The organism is Enterococcus sp. SMC-9 (genome assembly GCF_021011285.1).
GTDB lineage: Bacteria > Bacillota > Bacilli > Lactobacillales > Enterococcaceae > Enterococcus_C > Enterococcus_C montenegrensis.
This window is the reverse complement of record NZ_JAILYE010000002.1, coordinates 206,450-220,831: the sequence shown is the minus strand read 5'-3', so window position 1 is coordinate 220,831 and position 14,382 is coordinate 206,450. Positions and strand designations below refer to the sequence as shown.

The following is a 14,382-nucleotide window of genomic DNA, read 5'->3' as shown; positions in this document are numbered from 1 at the left end:
TCTTTTTTTGCTTGTTATTAAATAGACAAACTGCCATTTATTTGTTTAGAAAAAGGAGGAAATTATGGTTGGTACCAAGAATAATCGCCGTAGCCAAATGACGAAAAAAATCATTCAACAGGAATTTTTACAACTCTTACAAAATAAGGAATTAAGTGTTATTACGATTACCGAAATCGCAAAAGCCGCTGATATAAATCGTGGGACCTTTTATAAATATTACACAGATCCCAGTGATTTGATGCACCAGATTGAAACAGAATTTTTTAGCGATGTTTTGCAGCGTTTAAATGCCAAACAGCCAGACTTTAATACATGGTTGGAAAATCTCTTGGCCATTTTTGTGGAAAACAGACAGTTGGCGACAATTATTTTATTAAATCAAACCAAAGAACAAAATTTCAATTTGTTACTAGAAGAGATCAAACCTTCTTCTATTGCCCGTTTTGCAGCTGTCTTTGGTACGAAGAACCAAGCGGATTTGGAGCTTTACTTTTCTTATTTTGTCAGTGGTGCATTGGGTTGTATCAAAACGTGGCTGCTACAATATCCAAAGAAAAATCCCCACGAAATTGTCCAAATTTTGCAGAGTTCTTTTCCGGCAAATATCGCACAACAGTTAGAGCTGCGTAATTAAAAAGTAAGCTTAATTACGTTAAAAACGTAATAGTTGTTTAAAACAGGCAAAAAGTATATTTTGAAAGTAGTAGCTAATGTAATTTACCTTTTGGTAAGAAATGCCGGAAATAAAGAATGAGAAGGGGACGATTATGGTGAAATTTCCACGCCGCCGTCAAAATGGCGCTGAAGTAAAAAGGAAGGAAGATTTGGAAGAAAAAATTGTTCTAGCTGACACTGAAGTTGATGATGCTGCATTTCAATCTTTTTTTGGTGATGTCGTAAAAAAATTACCAAATTCTGCTGCGGCGATTATCATGAAGACATTTGATAGCACCAAAGAAAAGGCAGAATCCTTGTTAGCGACCACCCGCAGTCGCTTTGACAGTGTTTTTGATCCGTTTTTAAAGGGTGTGGATGAAACAACCCAAAAGAAATCCCATGGAATCATTCATATGGCTTCATTGAGTGCGGCGATTATTGGTTTGTCGCCAATTCCATTTTCGGATGCTTTTTTATTAGTGCCAGTGCAGTTAGTCATGATGGCGCGACTTCATAAAATTTTTGGCCAATCTTGGTCAGAAGGAATAGGAAAAAGCATGACAAAGGAGCTGGTGGTCGTTAGTTTTGGCCGCAGTGCAGTCGGAAATATTTTGAAATTTATTCCCGTTGTCGGCACAATCGGAGGCGGTGCAGTCAACGCCGTAGTCGCAATGGCCATCACTGAGTCTTTGGGCTGGGTAACGGTAAAAATGTTGAATGATGGTGAAGATATTTTTGAACAAGTGATGTCCTTTAAGGGGCAGTTCAATACATTGTTTAAAGCTTTGCAATCTGCTAATAAGAAATAACTAAAAATCCCGTCGCTACAACAGTTATGACGAAATTTCGTCTTTGATTGTAGGTACGGGATTTTTTTATTTGCGCGTAATTTCGTTAAATCCTAGCTGGCTATCAGTGGCGCAAGGGAATTCATTATCTTTACTTTTACTGTTAGTCAGCTCAGCTGATCGCGTTTATACAGCTTTTATTTTACGTCGAGATTTTTATACATTTCTAAAACGGAAAGGACTTTCAGCGTTTCGTCGTAATAATTTTGACCGTGAATTGGCTCTTGGATGACCCATTTTTGTGAGGTAACTAAACCACTATAAGGATCTTCGTGATAAGCGCCGACTAAAACGGGGGCAGAAAAGCTTTGATTTTGGTAATCTACTAATGCTTTGCCCTTTAAATTGTAGCCAGCAAAGACCATATTCTCTTTTTCAAAAAAGCGTAACATTTTACTTAAGATAGGTGCCAGGCGTTTGTCATTAGATTGCGCTAAACGCAAAGGAATGCGACAAGCGTTAGCGGAATAATCGCCGTCATATTTGTTATTAACTTCGTTTGCTTTAGCAGCGATCACACGGTTATCTTTGATCCAGGCAAAGTCTGGCATAAGACCGGTTTTGTGTTGCGCAGATAATTGTTGCAATAATTCAATCCCGCGGTCATTTAACTGTTGCCAAAAACGATCGCCAGTAAATTTATAAAAGGCATCAAAATAGCCCGGCATAATGTCAGAAGGACGTAAAATTTGGCTGGCTTTTTCATCGACAGTTGCCCAATCTCCGACAGTTAGAAAGCCGGTATGGGGATTATAATTGTATGCTTTAATCGCCTGTAATAAGTTTTGGGCAGCTGTTTTATAGTCATGTTTACTATTGGGCCATAACTTGCTGGCCATAAGCAGACTATAGGCAATGTCTAAATCACCATCGGTTGCATTGTGTTTACTATCTGAAACCCAACCTTTTTTTGTTTCCGCTTGCCGCCACTGCATCAGGGGCTTTTTTTCGCTGATTTGGTAATGAGTGTAATAGCGATATAATTTTTCAAAATCTGCTTCTTTGGCAAAACCTTTTTCTGCGGCTAAGGTTACAATCACCATGCCATAGCCTTGCGCTTCTGACAGGGCCGTTTTACCTTTAGCAGCTGTATTCACTATATCTCCTTGTTTGGAAGATACTAGATAGTGTTCGCGCCAATCATCATACATTTTTTGTTGGATATGGGCACGGTTGTCTTTAATCGCCATAAATAAAATTGCGACATAAGATACCAGCAAAATTGCTGCTATGCCCCACAATACTAAGGGTTTTTTCTTCATCGCAAACCTCCACCTTCAAATATTTAACAAAGATTAATCGTTGAAACGCTGTGTTTTATACCATTTTGTACCATCACGTTTAAAAATGCGGTCTAATACTAAAGAAAAGAAAGCCACAATTGAAACGCCTAAAAACAATTGGGAATAAGTAAAATAAGAAGCAACCGAGTACAAAAAGTTTTCTGTAGTTGCTTGGCCGTACTGACTAACTAAAGCAATATTGATTTGTAATAAATAAATGGCAAACATCATCGCCCAATTTACTAATAAAATAGCAGCTATTTGGCGATTGCCACCACCAAAAGTAAAGGGCATTTGCAAGGTAAAACCAATAAAATTCAATAACATCGTTACCAGATTAACAAGGAAAATCCCAGAAGAGATAACAATGGCACAGTTAAACCAAAAGAAAGTATTGATGTAATAAAAGACCTCCCATTTGATGCGCCAGTTGCTTTTGTCAAAAAGATGCTTCAAGTTGCCCGTGATGACCTCATAATTTCCCTTGGCCCAACGTTTTCTTTGGCGATAGTAAACGCCGATTGTCTCAGGTTCTTGCTGAAAAGCTTCTGCTTGGGGTGCTAAGGCAATTAATTTTCCTTGTTCCATAATTCGAAATGATAACGCGGTATCTTCTGTCAAGGCCCCGTTATCCCAGCCGCCAATTTCTCTGGCGTAATTTTTTTGGATAATAAAATTGGTGCCAGGGATATGCCCGATTTTAAAAAGTTGCCACAATCCTGTATGTTGAATGCGCTGGGATGTCACAACTTCTAAATTGATACAGCGGGTTAAAAAATTTTGTTTATAATTTCGTGTTTTATTGCGACCAAAAACGGCAGCGTAATTTTTGGGATCTTCAATCCCTTTTTTTACGAGAAAATAAAGGGCGTTGCGTTCTGGCATTGCATCTGCGTCATAGACGCACAGCCAGTCGCCTTTGGCTCTTGCTAAGGCGTCATTTAATACACCTGCTTTGCCACCTTTACCCCTGCGTTGGATAATTTCAATATTAAAGTCTGCATACTGGGGTAATCTCGTTACGCTAAGGGCCTCTTCATAGGTATTATCTGTACAATTATCCGCAAAGACTAAGATTTCCATTTGTTCTTTTGGATAGTTCAAATTCAATATTGCCCGCACAGTATCTTTAATGACGATTTCTTCATTGTGGGCTGGAACGACTATCGTAATAAGGGGATACTTTACAAGTGGATCTAATTTACGTTTAGGTGGTTTCAAATTTTTTAGTAAAAAAGTTACTGCGCCATAAATCGTTAAAAGTGAGAAGAAGACTGAAACCCAGATAGAAACAATTGTAAAAATCATTAAACCTCTAGCCACGCAAGTTCCTCCTTTTGAAATATTTCCAAACCCGCGATTGGATAATTAATGCACTGATAAATAGCAAGATTGTTGCAATGAAAAATAAAATGGTGACGACAATTGCCAGCCAATAAAAAATTGTCAGCATATTGATCCTCCTTAAACAATGTATTCTTCAGATAAATCGGTCTCGGCTTGACGATTTAGGCGACTTAAAACTTGTTCAGCAGTTAGCTGACTATCACGTTCTAAGACAATTAAACCAGAACGCAAGGTAATATCTTGGTTGCCGTCAAAAGGAATTAAAGACAGCTGCGTTTTGGTAATTTGCGTCAATTCTCTTAACTGATCGATATTTTCTGTACCAACTAAAGGTGTTAAAACGACAAATGCCCCATCCCCAACATAAAAAAGTTGTTCTTCTGGTAAACGAATGGTTTCTAAATCGTCCGCCAGTATTTTAATTAACTCATTGGTCTTGGTTTCACTTTGATAGCGGTATTGGTCTAAATAATCAATATAAAAAAGAGAAACTGCCAAACAGCGATCTAGTTTTGGCCGTAGTTCAATAGTTTCTACAAAACGTTGGTAGGATTCATTGAACTTTGTGAGGGTTCCAAGTTGGGTCAAGGCATCGGTATTTTTTAAATACGTCGCCATGTCTTTTCTACTGCTTATTACTTGTTTGCGTAAGAAAATATCCGTCTTAATGAAATAACCCAAAACAGTGAAGGCAGGAACGATAAAAATAAAATAGATTTTCAACCAATCAATCATGACAATTGGAAAAAAGTAGAGAGTAAAGATACCAATGGCAATCATCATCAGCGAAACAATCACGACAAAAAGGGAGGTCCCCATCATGCCAAAAACAATACCTAAGAAGACCAGAATATTTGCGTAATAAAAAGTCTGGCGATCCACGTAATTGTATAGAATTAAATTTTGGAGTAAGTCTAATGCCATTAACAAAATGACGCCGAATTCTAAATGGATCCGAAAGCGGAGTTTGTTCATTGTATTCACCTCGTTATAATTGTCCTTTTCAACCCTAGCGTACCATAGCTTATAAAAATCTACCTTTATTTTGATTACAATGGTGTAAAAAAATTGCAGATAATGAGCGTTTTTTTGTGAATACGATGTAAATTTTTAAAAAGGAAAATATTGATTTGACTGCTTTCGTGTTGTCTGGCTTTCATAAGAGCTTATTTAAGCAAAGGTAAAATTTCAAGAGATTTGAAAAGCCGTTTAGTACTGACGCGTTGAAGAAGTTTGCAAGCTTTTTTATGGACAGCTTCCAAAATCATCCTTTTGGTCATAAGTAAAAAATTGCTGGGTAATTTTGTAACAGGATTATTTACTGTTCTATTGATTTGGAAAATAAAAAAGTATCAGTTGGGATTAGTCAGTAAATAACAGACTTGTTTTGAATGTTACAATATATATTATTTGTACTATTTTAGTAGGTATGGTAATAATACAAAAGAAGGATAGCGCTTGCTTTAGCTAAGTAGGCATAATAAAACAGCAAAAGTTCAGGAGGGATAAACGTGAAGGATGCAACGTATTACGCGGAGGCATTAAAAGCTGGGAATATTTCGATTGAGACGCTTTTAACCGAGATAACCAAAAAAGCAGCAGCAGAAGGTAAATTAAACGCTTTTGTTAGTGATTTTGATGTTATCGCAGCCAAAAAAGAATATGAACACAATAAAGATGGTGTATTTGGTGGTTTGCCTGTACCACTAAAAATTTTAGGACAAAATAAGGCGGGCTGGGCACAAACCTCGGCTTCACGAATTTTTAAAGATGCCAAAGCTAGCCACACAAATAATTTTGTGAAATCTTTAGCTGCAAGTGGTTTGACACCTTTTGGTCAAACGAACGCACCAGAATTTGGGTTTAAAAATATTACCGATCCGACACTTTACGGTCCAACACGTAACCCGTGGAATTTAGCCTATTCTCCTGGTGGTTCAAGCGGTGGGGCGGCGGCGGCTGTTGCCGCAGGGATTTTTCCTTTGGCAGCGGCAAGTGATGGCGGTGGTTCTATTCGAATTCCGGCTTCTTTTAGCGGATTGATTGGCTTAAAGCCAACCCGTGGCACGATTCCGACTGGCCCAGATTCTTGGCGTGACTGGCAAGGAGCAGCAATCAATTTTGCATTAACCGTTTCCATGCGGGATACAGAAAAACTCTTCTACGCTATGCGAGGGCAACATCCGGCAGCCCCTTATCAAGCACCAAAACTAGAGTGGGAAGATAAACCAACTAAAAATAAATTGAAGGTTGCCTATACCACAACCTCACCAGTTAAAAGTGATGTTTCAAAAGAAGCAAAAAAAGCCGTAAAGGATGCGGTTGAATTTTTACAGCAAGCTGGACATGAAGTCACAGAAATCACTTATCCACTTGATGGCAAACAACTGATTTTAGATTATTACAAAATGAATGGTGCTGAAACAGCGGCAATGTTTGCTGAAATACAACAAGGAATTGGGCGTAACGTCACAAAAGAGGACATGGAGTTAATGACTTGGGGAATTTACCAAGCAGGATTGAAGACCTCGGCGGCAAAATATGTGGCAACTTTACAAAATTGGGATCGTGCAGCCTTTGTCATGGAGGAATTATTTACACAATACGATTTATTTTTAACACCGACAACTGCATACCCAGCACCGAAAATTGATGCAAGCCTACAAAGTGAAGCAATTTTTACTAAATTAGCGCAAGCTGAAAATTTGTCTGAGGCGCAAGCAGACGCACTTGTGTATGAAATGTTTGAAAAAAGCTTGGCTCTTTCGCCCTTTACCCAATTGGCTAACTTAACTGGGGAACCGGCAATTAGTTTACCGACTTATCTTACTGCTGAAGGGCTACCTTTAGGAATTCAATTTATGGCAGCTAAGGGTCGGGAAGATTTACTTTTTCAAATTGGCGCTATTTTTGAAGTAAATAAAAAATTTCATTTACCAAAAGCGTATCAAGATTAAATTGGACAAGACCAAACATATAGTTGCTGCTAGCTTTGGGGAATAAAAAGCATTCGCGGGTAAATCTTTGTATTTAACCTAGTAAATAAAAACTAGGATTAATAAATAATAAGCATTACAGGGGGAAGACGATGAAAAAATGGGCAACATTAGCAGTTATTGCAGTAAGCGGGATGGTTTTAGCCGCCTGTGGTAATGGAAATAGTAATACAAAAGCAGCAACAAAAGATGATAGTTGGGCTAAAGTAGAAAAGGGGAAAACCTTAACCGTTGCAACTTCGGGTACGTTATTTCCTTCTTCATACTATAACGATAAAAATGAATTAAATGGTTATGATGTGGACGTGGCCAAAGAAGTCGCCAAACGTTTGGGTGTCAAAGTTACTTTTAAGGAATACAATGTGGACGGTCAAATTTCTTCAATTAATCGCGGTGAGGCAGATTTTGCAGCTAATGACTTTGGTTTATCAAAAGAGCGGGCTAAGAAATTTTCCTTATCAGTGCCTATTAAATATTCTTTTGATAGCATGATTGTCCGAAAAAATGATGATTCTGGTATCCATTCACTAGCTGATTTAAAAGGAAAAAAAGCCGCCGGTGAACCGAATACGAGCTATATGAAAATTGCGGAAAAATATGGGGCAACACCTGTAACTTATGATAATGCGACAAATGATCAATATCTAACCGACGTTGCCAATGGACGCACTGATGTTATTTTAAATGATTATTATTTACAAAAAATGTCCGTTGCAGCATTACCGGCTATTCCTGTTAAAATTTTAGAGGACGTGTATTTTAACGCTAACCATACAGGCTTTTTGTTTGTTAAAGAGCACAAGGCTTTAAAAGAAAAAGTTGATGAAACGCTAAAAGCTATGCAAAAAGACGGCTCGTTGAAAAAAATCTCTGAAACTTATTTTCAAACTGACGTTTCAGTTAAACCAAAACAAGAAATTAAAGAAACGGTGTCACCAGACTAATGTATATTCCAAAGCTTGATTTTGGCTTGATGCTTGCATCATTACCTTTTGTGTTGCAAGGCTTAAGTTATACGTTAGGGATTAGTTTGATTACTTTTTTATTGGGAAATATAATTGGGATAATTCTTACAGTCTTGTCTTTTTTACCTAGTAAGATATTACGCAACCTAATTCGTTTTTATATCTCCTTTTTACGGGGAGTCCCAGCTCTGGTTTTGTTATTCTTACTTTATTTTGGGTTGCCATATCAACTGCCGGCGCTAACGGCTGCGATTATCTGCTTTAGCCTAACCAGCAGTGCTTTTATCGGCGAAATTTATCGTGGCGCTATTACAGGAGTAGAGCATGGACAATGGGATGCAGCTTACGCTACTGGCTTGAATTTTTGGCAGACGATCCGACTTATTATTTTGCCGCAAGCTTTTCGCTTATCCGTGCCGGCTTTAGGAAATGTGGCAATGGATTTAGTTAAAGGAACTTCACTGGCAGCCATGATTACGATTCCTGATATTTTTCAAAAGGCCAAAATTGTTGGCGGTCGGACATTTGATTATATGTCGATGTATATTTTAGTCGCTTTAATTTATTGGGGATTATGTATTTTGATTGGCTTTTGCCAACATCATTTGGAAAAATATTTTGAAAAACGTTTTGGCACGATAGCCTAAGCCAAAAGGTAGTGAGGGGATAGTTTTTTTGGCTATTCAAGATTACTGTAAAAGGATGATTAAATGTACAGAAAAATGCATATATTTAAATAATTATGAAAAAAATACTTGTGCATTTTTTTGTAACCTGTTATCCTTTGGGTAACGTTTACAAAAAAATTGGGAAGGAGGAAGCATGATGATTACATTAAACGAACTAAAATTCCATTCATTCATCGCAAATATTTCCTTACTCCCGTATGATATTTCCAATTAGTGCAATAGTATGCTGAATTAACAGTCAGACTCTGCTTTGGGTTTTATACTCGGGTAGAGTCTTTTTTGCGCGCAAAAATGATAAAAGCTATATCTTGCCAGAAAATTTTATCTAGCTTTTATAATAAAAACAGGCAAGGATTTCTTTTATTTTATCTAGCTAAACGAACTAACTCACAGCGACAATAAGCCAAAATCTTGTGAAATTAAAAAACAATTTCGCAATCTTCCGTCTTATTGCGAGTGAGCAGAGCAGGTTCGTATCGCTTTTATTTTGGAGGTTATTATGAAATACGTTTTAAAGCATTTATTCACATATATTAAAGAACATAAAAAGCGTTACGCTGTCGTTTTGTTCTTTATGATTATTAACAGCGCGTTAGCTGTTGTACCAACTTATATTATTCGCTTGTTTATTGATGCCATTATCCAAAAGACACTGACATTTGCGTTATTGCTGCAATACGGTGGACTCTTTGCGTTAACGATTATCATGTGCTATTTGGCGGACTTTACTTGGACCTATCACTTGTTTATCGGGTCTTATGATTTGCAAAAAAGTTTGCGGGAGCAATTGATGGCGCATTTTCTAAAAATGGGGGCACCGTTTTATGAACGTTTTCGCACGGGCGATTTAATGACTCGTTCTAGTGATGATGTTCAAGTGATGGGGATGACTGTTGGTTATGGGTTAATGGTATTTATGAATACGAGTTTATTTTTGGGCTTTATTTTATTGATGATGGCAACGACAGTCTCAGCAGTTTTAACCATAATTGCATTATTGCCGATGCCGATTTTAGCCTATTATATTTTTAAATGGGGTTCAAAGGTCGATCGTCTTTTTACGGAAGCTCAAAATGCGGTTTCTGATTTGAATAGTGAAGTGTTAGAAATCATCGATGGCATTCGCGTGGTGCGGGCTTTTGGCTTAGAAGAAGAAACGCGCCAAGCTTTTGAAGCGAAAACGACAGTCGTTAAAGAAAAAAACAATCGCGTTTCAGAACTAGATTCTCGCTTTGGTCCTTTGATTACGATTATCTTAGCCATTAGTTTTGTCACAAGTTTTGGTATTGGGGCCTTCATGGTTCAAAAACAGCAAATCACAGTTGGTGCCATGGTTTCTTTTCAAGTGTATTTAACCATGATTGTTTGGCCCATGATTTCTGCTGGAGATCTGGTAAATGTGATGCAACAAGGGGCAGCATCTTGGCGACGAATCAATGAAGTTTTGCAAACACAAGATGATTTGGAACAAGCCGGAACCAAAATGCTGCCAGCAGTTGCAAAAATCACTTTTGAAAATTATGATTTTTCTTATCCCTCTAGTTCTAATAAAGTTTTACAGCACATTGATCTCACGATAAAAAAAGGTCAAATTGTTGGGATTGTGGGAAAAACTGGTAGTGGCAAAACTACCTTGCTGCGACAGTTGCTCCATCGCTACCCATATTCAGATCAAGTTCCGCAATTAAACAATGTGCCTTTAACAGCTTTTGATACAGCAGCTGTTAGAAAGCAATTTGCCGAAGTTCCTCAAGAGCATACGTTGTTTTCCCGGACGATCAAAGAAAATTTACTTTTTGGTAAAGAAGATGCGACACAAGAGGAATTATGGCAAGCTTTAGCTAGTGCATCATTGGCCCAAGATGTTGAAAAAATGCCGTTACAATTGGAGACACTGATTGGAGAAAAAGGTGTTTCATTATCTGGCGGGCAAAAGCAGCGGTTATCTTTGGCCCGGGCCTTTTTGCGCCACAGTGAGGTTTTGTTGTTAGATGATGCGCTTTCAGCCGTGGATGCCAAAACGGAGCAGGCGATTATTAACCAGCTTAAACTGCTCCAAAAAAATCGCACTTCCATTATTGTCACCCATCGTTTGTCAGCTATTACGTCTGCTGATCAAATTATTGTCTTAGAAGATGGCAACATCATTCAAAAAGGGACGCATCAGGAACTGATTAAAACAGCTGGCTGGTACCAAGAACAATACTATCATCAACAGTTGCAAGAAAAATAAAAAACCCTCAGGGGGGATTTTGTCTCAAGTTGTTTGTTAAGGAGTAAAAAGATGTTTAAAACAATTAAGCGGCTTTTAAGCTATTTAAAAGCCCACAAATTAATCTTTGGCGTTAGCGTATTATTATTAATTCTAGCTTCAGGCTTGGAGTTAATCTCGCCTTTAATTGCCAAAAGAATGATCGATAATGTTATGACACCGGCCTTTGACACTGGAAATTTGCCGGTCATGTTATTAATTCAATTATTAGCGTTTTATTTGTTGTTAAATATTGTAGGTTCGCTTTTTCGTTATGTAAGTATTTTACAGTTGCGAAAAATGGCCAATCAAATTGTCAAGAAAATGCGGGATCAACTATTTTCTCGGCTACACCAACTGCCGGTTGCCTATTTTGATACATTACCAGCAGGAAAGATCGTGGCCCGTATTACTAACGATACCGAAGTTTTGCGTTCAAGTTTTTATGTGAGTGTTATTAGTAATCTTTTAAGTAATGTTATTCAAATTATTGGCGTCTACATTGCGATTTTCTTATTGGACAGCCGTTTGGGGGCAGCACTTTTAACTTTATTGCCAGTTTTAGTATTGTGGCAGCACTTTTACACAAAAAAAGCAGCGAAATATAATTTGGCGATGCGAGAATATATTTCCCAAATCAGTGGTCAATTAAATGAATTTGTTCAAGGCGTGGCTGTGATTCAAGCTTTCCAAAAAGAAAAGCAGCTGTTAAAAGAGTTTCGTCAAACAGTTACGAAATGGTTTAACGTCGGTAAAAAAGCGCTCCTACTCGATGCAGGTGCGGCTTGGGGGTTGGGTACTTTTTTACGAAATATAACGATTTTACTCGTGATCACAACGCTGGCTAGTTTCTTTTTAAATGGGCAGTTGGCAATTTCCGCGGGGCTTTTATATGCTTTTATCGATTATATTAATCGCTTGTTTGATCCCATTGAAGGTATGGTACAAACCATAGCCGGTGTACAGCAATCCCTTGCGGCCGGTACAAGAATTTTTGAATTGGCCGATGAAAAAATAGAAAGCCAAGAAGAAAATGAGATTCAAATCAAAAAAGGTGCAGTGGCATTTAAAGACGTATCTTTTGGGTATACGAAAACACAACGGGTATTGCATCATATTGATTTTACAGCAGCACCCGGGGAAACTGTCGCATTAGTTGGTCATACTGGTTCGGGCAAATCTAGTATTTTAAATTTACTTTTTCGCTTTTATGAACCAGATAGTGGTGGTATTTTGATTGATGGCAAAAAAATTGCCGACTATAGTCGCCAATCGTTGCGGCGTTTTATGGCGATAGTCATGCAAGACCCCTATTTATTTAGTGGCACGATTGCCAGTAATATTCATATGGGGGATAAAAGTATTAGTGATGAAATGGTTTTAGCGGCTTTAAAACAAGTTGGAGCCCAGGACTTAATTGCCCGATATCCAGATGGTATTCACCATTTGGTAGTAGAAAAAGGGCAGGCCTTTTCCAGTGGTGAAAGACAGTTGATCAGTTTTGCCAGGGCTTTGGTATTTAATCCGAAAATTTTAATCTTAGATGAGGCGACAAGTCATGTCGATACCCAGACAGAAGCAATTATTCAAAAAGCAATGGAAGTACTGCAAAAAGGACGGACGACGTTTATTATTGCCCATCGACTTTCTACTATTAAAGAAGCAAATGAGATTTTAGTTTTAGATCAAGGGAGAATTGTGGAACGCGGCAGCCATGATACGTTAGTGAAACAAGAGGGAATTTATTATCAAATGTACCAGATGCAAGCGGCCCAATTATCAGCATAATGGACAATTTTTGACATTCTAAATCCCTGTGTTAAAATCGTAGCAGACATTTTTAGCTGTTGGAAATGGATATTTTATAGATTGGAAGTTTAAAATGGTCAGTGATATTTTAAGTTTATTTGTCATGATTTTGGTTGGAATTTACAGTGCGTTGTTCTTAAGTACTGGCGTTTGGTTGTTGTATTTGCAAATCAAAAGTAAAGTCAGCAACATGGATCAGAGCGCTTGGGAAGCCTATTTCAATAAAATTCAACCTAAAGGAGTTATGCTTCGTGTCCTTGTTTGCTATGTTATTATTTTGGCGCTGATTGCAACGTTAAATACGTTTGCTGTTTGGCAGGGAAATTTTTACTATGGCATGTTGATGGTTGCCTGTGGTCTGTTCCATATTTTTTATAAGTTTCAAACCCAAAAAGGTGATTTTTCCAAACTTTTCAAAGGTCCGAAATCCTAGTTTTATACGTTGTAACTAAACTACCCGAAAAATTCCTACTCCTAAGTGCGCCCTGTTGTTTTTATTGAGGTGGCAAGGGAAGTGAATTTTTCGGGTATTATTTTCGCGTATTAATAGCGTGCTAATTTTTGCGCTTTTTGCGTATTGGCAAAATGCAGTTTAGCGTATTGTGCTAACAGCGTGATGCCGCCTTGCTGTAATATTTTTGCTGCCACTTGATCAGACTTACTACCAGCCCCTGAGGGTACAACAAAACCTAATTTCATTGAAGCAGCATCTAGCTCTGCTAAAAAACTAGCTCGGCATAAAATAGAAGCAGCGGCGACAGCCAGATGATATTGTTCCCCTTTTGTTACAAAATAGAGATTTTTAGTAACTTGATTTTTTTCCTGCTGCAAATATTTGCGATAATTTGCTTCTGAGGTGAATTGATCAATTAAGATTCCTTCTTCTTTAACAGGCGCAATTTTTTGCTGGAGTAAGTAAATTGCTTGATTGTGTAACGCGACTTTCATGCGTACAGCGTTATATTTTGGTTGGATTTCGTTATACTTTTTTGGTGTGACAATTAATTTTTGAAAAGGAACGACCGCTTCAATTTTAGGCGCTAGTTGCCGAATTTCCTTATCAGTTAACATTTTGGAGTCTTTGACGCCAATTTCTTTTAAGTATGCTAGATTTTCACTTGCTGCATAAACGGCACAGACTACTAAAGGACCAAAATAACTGCCATTGCCTACTTCATCACTACCGATGATACTTTTTTTGGCAAAATCTTTTGGCAGTCCACCAGTAGGTAAATTATTTTTTCCATTAGAGGTGCTGGTATTTTTTTTACTTGTATTACTTGCGACTGTCGCATTTTTGTTATCCCATTTACTAGCCTCACTTTGAGCGTTAGTACCTTGAAACATTACTTTACCAGATGTATAGCCGGTGATTGTGACACCACTTTTTTTGGCAACAAATAAGGTATAGGGAGTTTTAGTGGGAACAGTAAAGGGCGCATAATGCGCTTTTAACTGATCAAGTTGAATTTTACTTAATTTTAAAACAATTGTATTCATCAAAACGTCCTTTTTTATGTTGTATTTGCTATTA

At 37.8% G+C, this 14,382-nt stretch carries 13 protein-coding genes; 8 read left to right on the top strand and 5 right to left on the bottom strand.

All coding sequences use genetic code 11. The features are described 5' to 3' along the window. Nucleotides 1-64: 64 nt before the first annotated feature. Nucleotides 65-637, top strand: a complete 573-nt coding sequence (locus K4422_RS03765; RefSeq protein ID WP_230709251.1) for a TetR/AcrR family transcriptional regulator — start codon at nt 65-67, stop codon at nt 635-637. A gap of 133 nt (nt 638-770) precedes the next feature. Next, nucleotides 771-1,469: a YcjF family protein gene (locus tag K4422_RS03760; protein WP_230709249.1), complete on the top strand. Its 699-nt coding sequence runs from the start codon at nt 771-773 to the stop codon at nt 1,467-1,469. A 176-nt stretch (nt 1,470-1,645) separates the two neighbouring features. On the opposite strand, the gene K4422_RS03755 is transcribed toward K4422_RS03760, so the two are convergent. The 4 genes from K4422_RS03755 to K4422_RS03740 are packed head-to-tail and all read right to left on the bottom strand — an operon-like array spanning nt 1,646 to nt 5,113. After that, complete coding sequence (locus tag K4422_RS03755; RefSeq protein ID WP_206905195.1) at nt 1,646-2,770, bottom strand: glycosyl hydrolase family 8; 1,125 nt, start codon at nt 2,768-2,770, stop codon at nt 1,646-1,648. A 33-nt stretch (nt 2,771-2,803) separates the two neighbouring features. Continuing rightward, nucleotides 2,804-4,114, bottom strand: coding sequence for a glycosyltransferase family 2 protein (locus tag K4422_RS03750; RefSeq protein ID WP_230709246.1), 1,311 nt, complete (start codon nt 4,112-4,114; stop codon nt 2,804-2,806). Next, entirely contained in the window at nt 4,107-4,244 is a 138-nt protein-coding gene (locus tag K4422_RS03745) for a hypothetical protein (protein ID WP_206905189.1), read from the bottom strand. The genes K4422_RS03750 and K4422_RS03745 overlap by 8 nt, the downstream gene beginning before the upstream one ends. A gap of 11 nt (nt 4,245-4,255) precedes the next feature. Then, entirely contained in the window at nt 4,256-5,113 is an 858-nt protein-coding gene (locus tag K4422_RS03740; RefSeq protein ID WP_230709244.1) for a hypothetical protein, read from the bottom strand. Between the two features lie 536 nt (nt 5,114-5,649). On the opposite strand from K4422_RS03740, the gene K4422_RS03735 reads away from it, so the two are divergent. From K4422_RS03735 to K4422_RS03710, 6 genes are all read left to right on the top strand, one after another. Then, nucleotides 5,650-7,095 (top strand): amidase, encoded by a 1,446-nt coding sequence (locus K4422_RS03735; RefSeq protein ID WP_230709243.1) that lies wholly within the window; start codon nt 5,650-5,652, stop codon nt 7,093-7,095. A 131-nt stretch (nt 7,096-7,226) separates the two neighbouring features. Next, entirely contained in the window at nt 7,227-8,078 is an 852-nt protein-coding gene (locus K4422_RS03730) for a transporter substrate-binding domain-containing protein (RefSeq protein ID WP_230709240.1), read from the top strand. Further along, nucleotides 8,078-8,746, top strand: coding sequence for an amino acid ABC transporter permease (locus tag K4422_RS03725; RefSeq protein ID WP_206905179.1), 669 nt, complete (start codon nt 8,078-8,080; stop codon nt 8,744-8,746). Before K4422_RS03730 ends, K4422_RS03725 begins: the two co-directional genes overlap by 1 nt. A gap of 541 nt (nt 8,747-9,287) precedes the next feature. Next, entirely contained in the window at nt 9,288-11,021 is a 1,734-nt protein-coding gene (locus K4422_RS03720) for an ABC transporter ATP-binding protein (protein ID WP_230709238.1), read from the top strand. Between the two features lie 51 nt (nt 11,022-11,072). Further along, nucleotides 11,073-12,827 (top strand): ABC transporter ATP-binding protein, encoded by a 1,755-nt coding sequence (locus tag K4422_RS03715; protein WP_230709236.1) that lies wholly within the window; start codon nt 11,073-11,075, stop codon nt 12,825-12,827. 94 nt (nt 12,828-12,921) lie between these two features. Beyond that, nucleotides 12,922-13,281 (top strand): hypothetical protein, encoded by a 360-nt coding sequence (locus tag K4422_RS03710; protein ID WP_206905173.1) that lies wholly within the window; start codon nt 12,922-12,924, stop codon nt 13,279-13,281. A gap of 110 nt (nt 13,282-13,391) precedes the next feature. Here K4422_RS03710 and rnhC read toward each other — a convergent pair whose 3' ends face one another. Further along, a complete protein-coding gene (gene rnhC, locus K4422_RS03705; RefSeq protein ID WP_206905171.1) occupies nt 13,392-14,348 on the bottom strand; it encodes a ribonuclease HIII in 957 nt (318 codons plus the stop codon). Nucleotides 14,349-14,382 lie beyond the last annotated feature (34 nt).

Bases quoted from the DNA above. Each gene is read 5' to 3' on its own strand.
- K4422_RS03765 (WP_230709251.1), top strand. From the start codon at position 65: ATGGTTGGTACCAAGAATAATCGCCGTAGCCAAATGACGAAAAAAATC.
- K4422_RS03760 (WP_230709249.1), top strand. From the start codon at position 771: ATGGTGAAATTTCCACGCCGCCGTCAAAATGGCGCTGAAGTAAAAAGG.
- K4422_RS03755 (WP_206905195.1), bottom strand. From the start codon at position 2,770: ATGAAGAAAAAACCCTTAGTATTGTGGGGCATAGCAGCAATTTTGCTG.
- K4422_RS03745 (WP_206905189.1), bottom strand. From the start codon at position 4,244: ATGCTGACAATTTTTTATTGGCTGGCAATTGTCGTCACCATTTTATTT.
- K4422_RS03740 (WP_230709244.1), bottom strand. From the start codon at position 5,113: ATGAACAAACTCCGCTTTCGGATCCATTTAGAATTCGGCGTCATTTTG.
- K4422_RS03730 (WP_230709240.1), top strand. From the start codon at position 7,227: ATGAAAAAATGGGCAACATTAGCAGTTATTGCAGTAAGCGGGATGGTT.
- K4422_RS03725 (WP_206905179.1), top strand. From the start codon at position 8,078: ATGTATATTCCAAAGCTTGATTTTGGCTTGATGCTTGCATCATTACCT.
- K4422_RS03720 (WP_230709238.1), top strand. From the start codon at position 9,288: ATGAAATACGTTTTAAAGCATTTATTCACATATATTAAAGAACATAAA.
- K4422_RS03715 (WP_230709236.1), top strand. From the start codon at position 11,073: ATGTTTAAAACAATTAAGCGGCTTTTAAGCTATTTAAAAGCCCACAAA.
- K4422_RS03710 (WP_206905173.1), top strand. From the start codon at position 12,922: ATGGTCAGTGATATTTTAAGTTTATTTGTCATGATTTTGGTTGGAATT.
- rnhC (WP_206905171.1), bottom strand. From the start codon at position 14,348: ATGAATACAATTGTTTTAAAATTAAGTAAAATTCAACTTGATCAGTTA.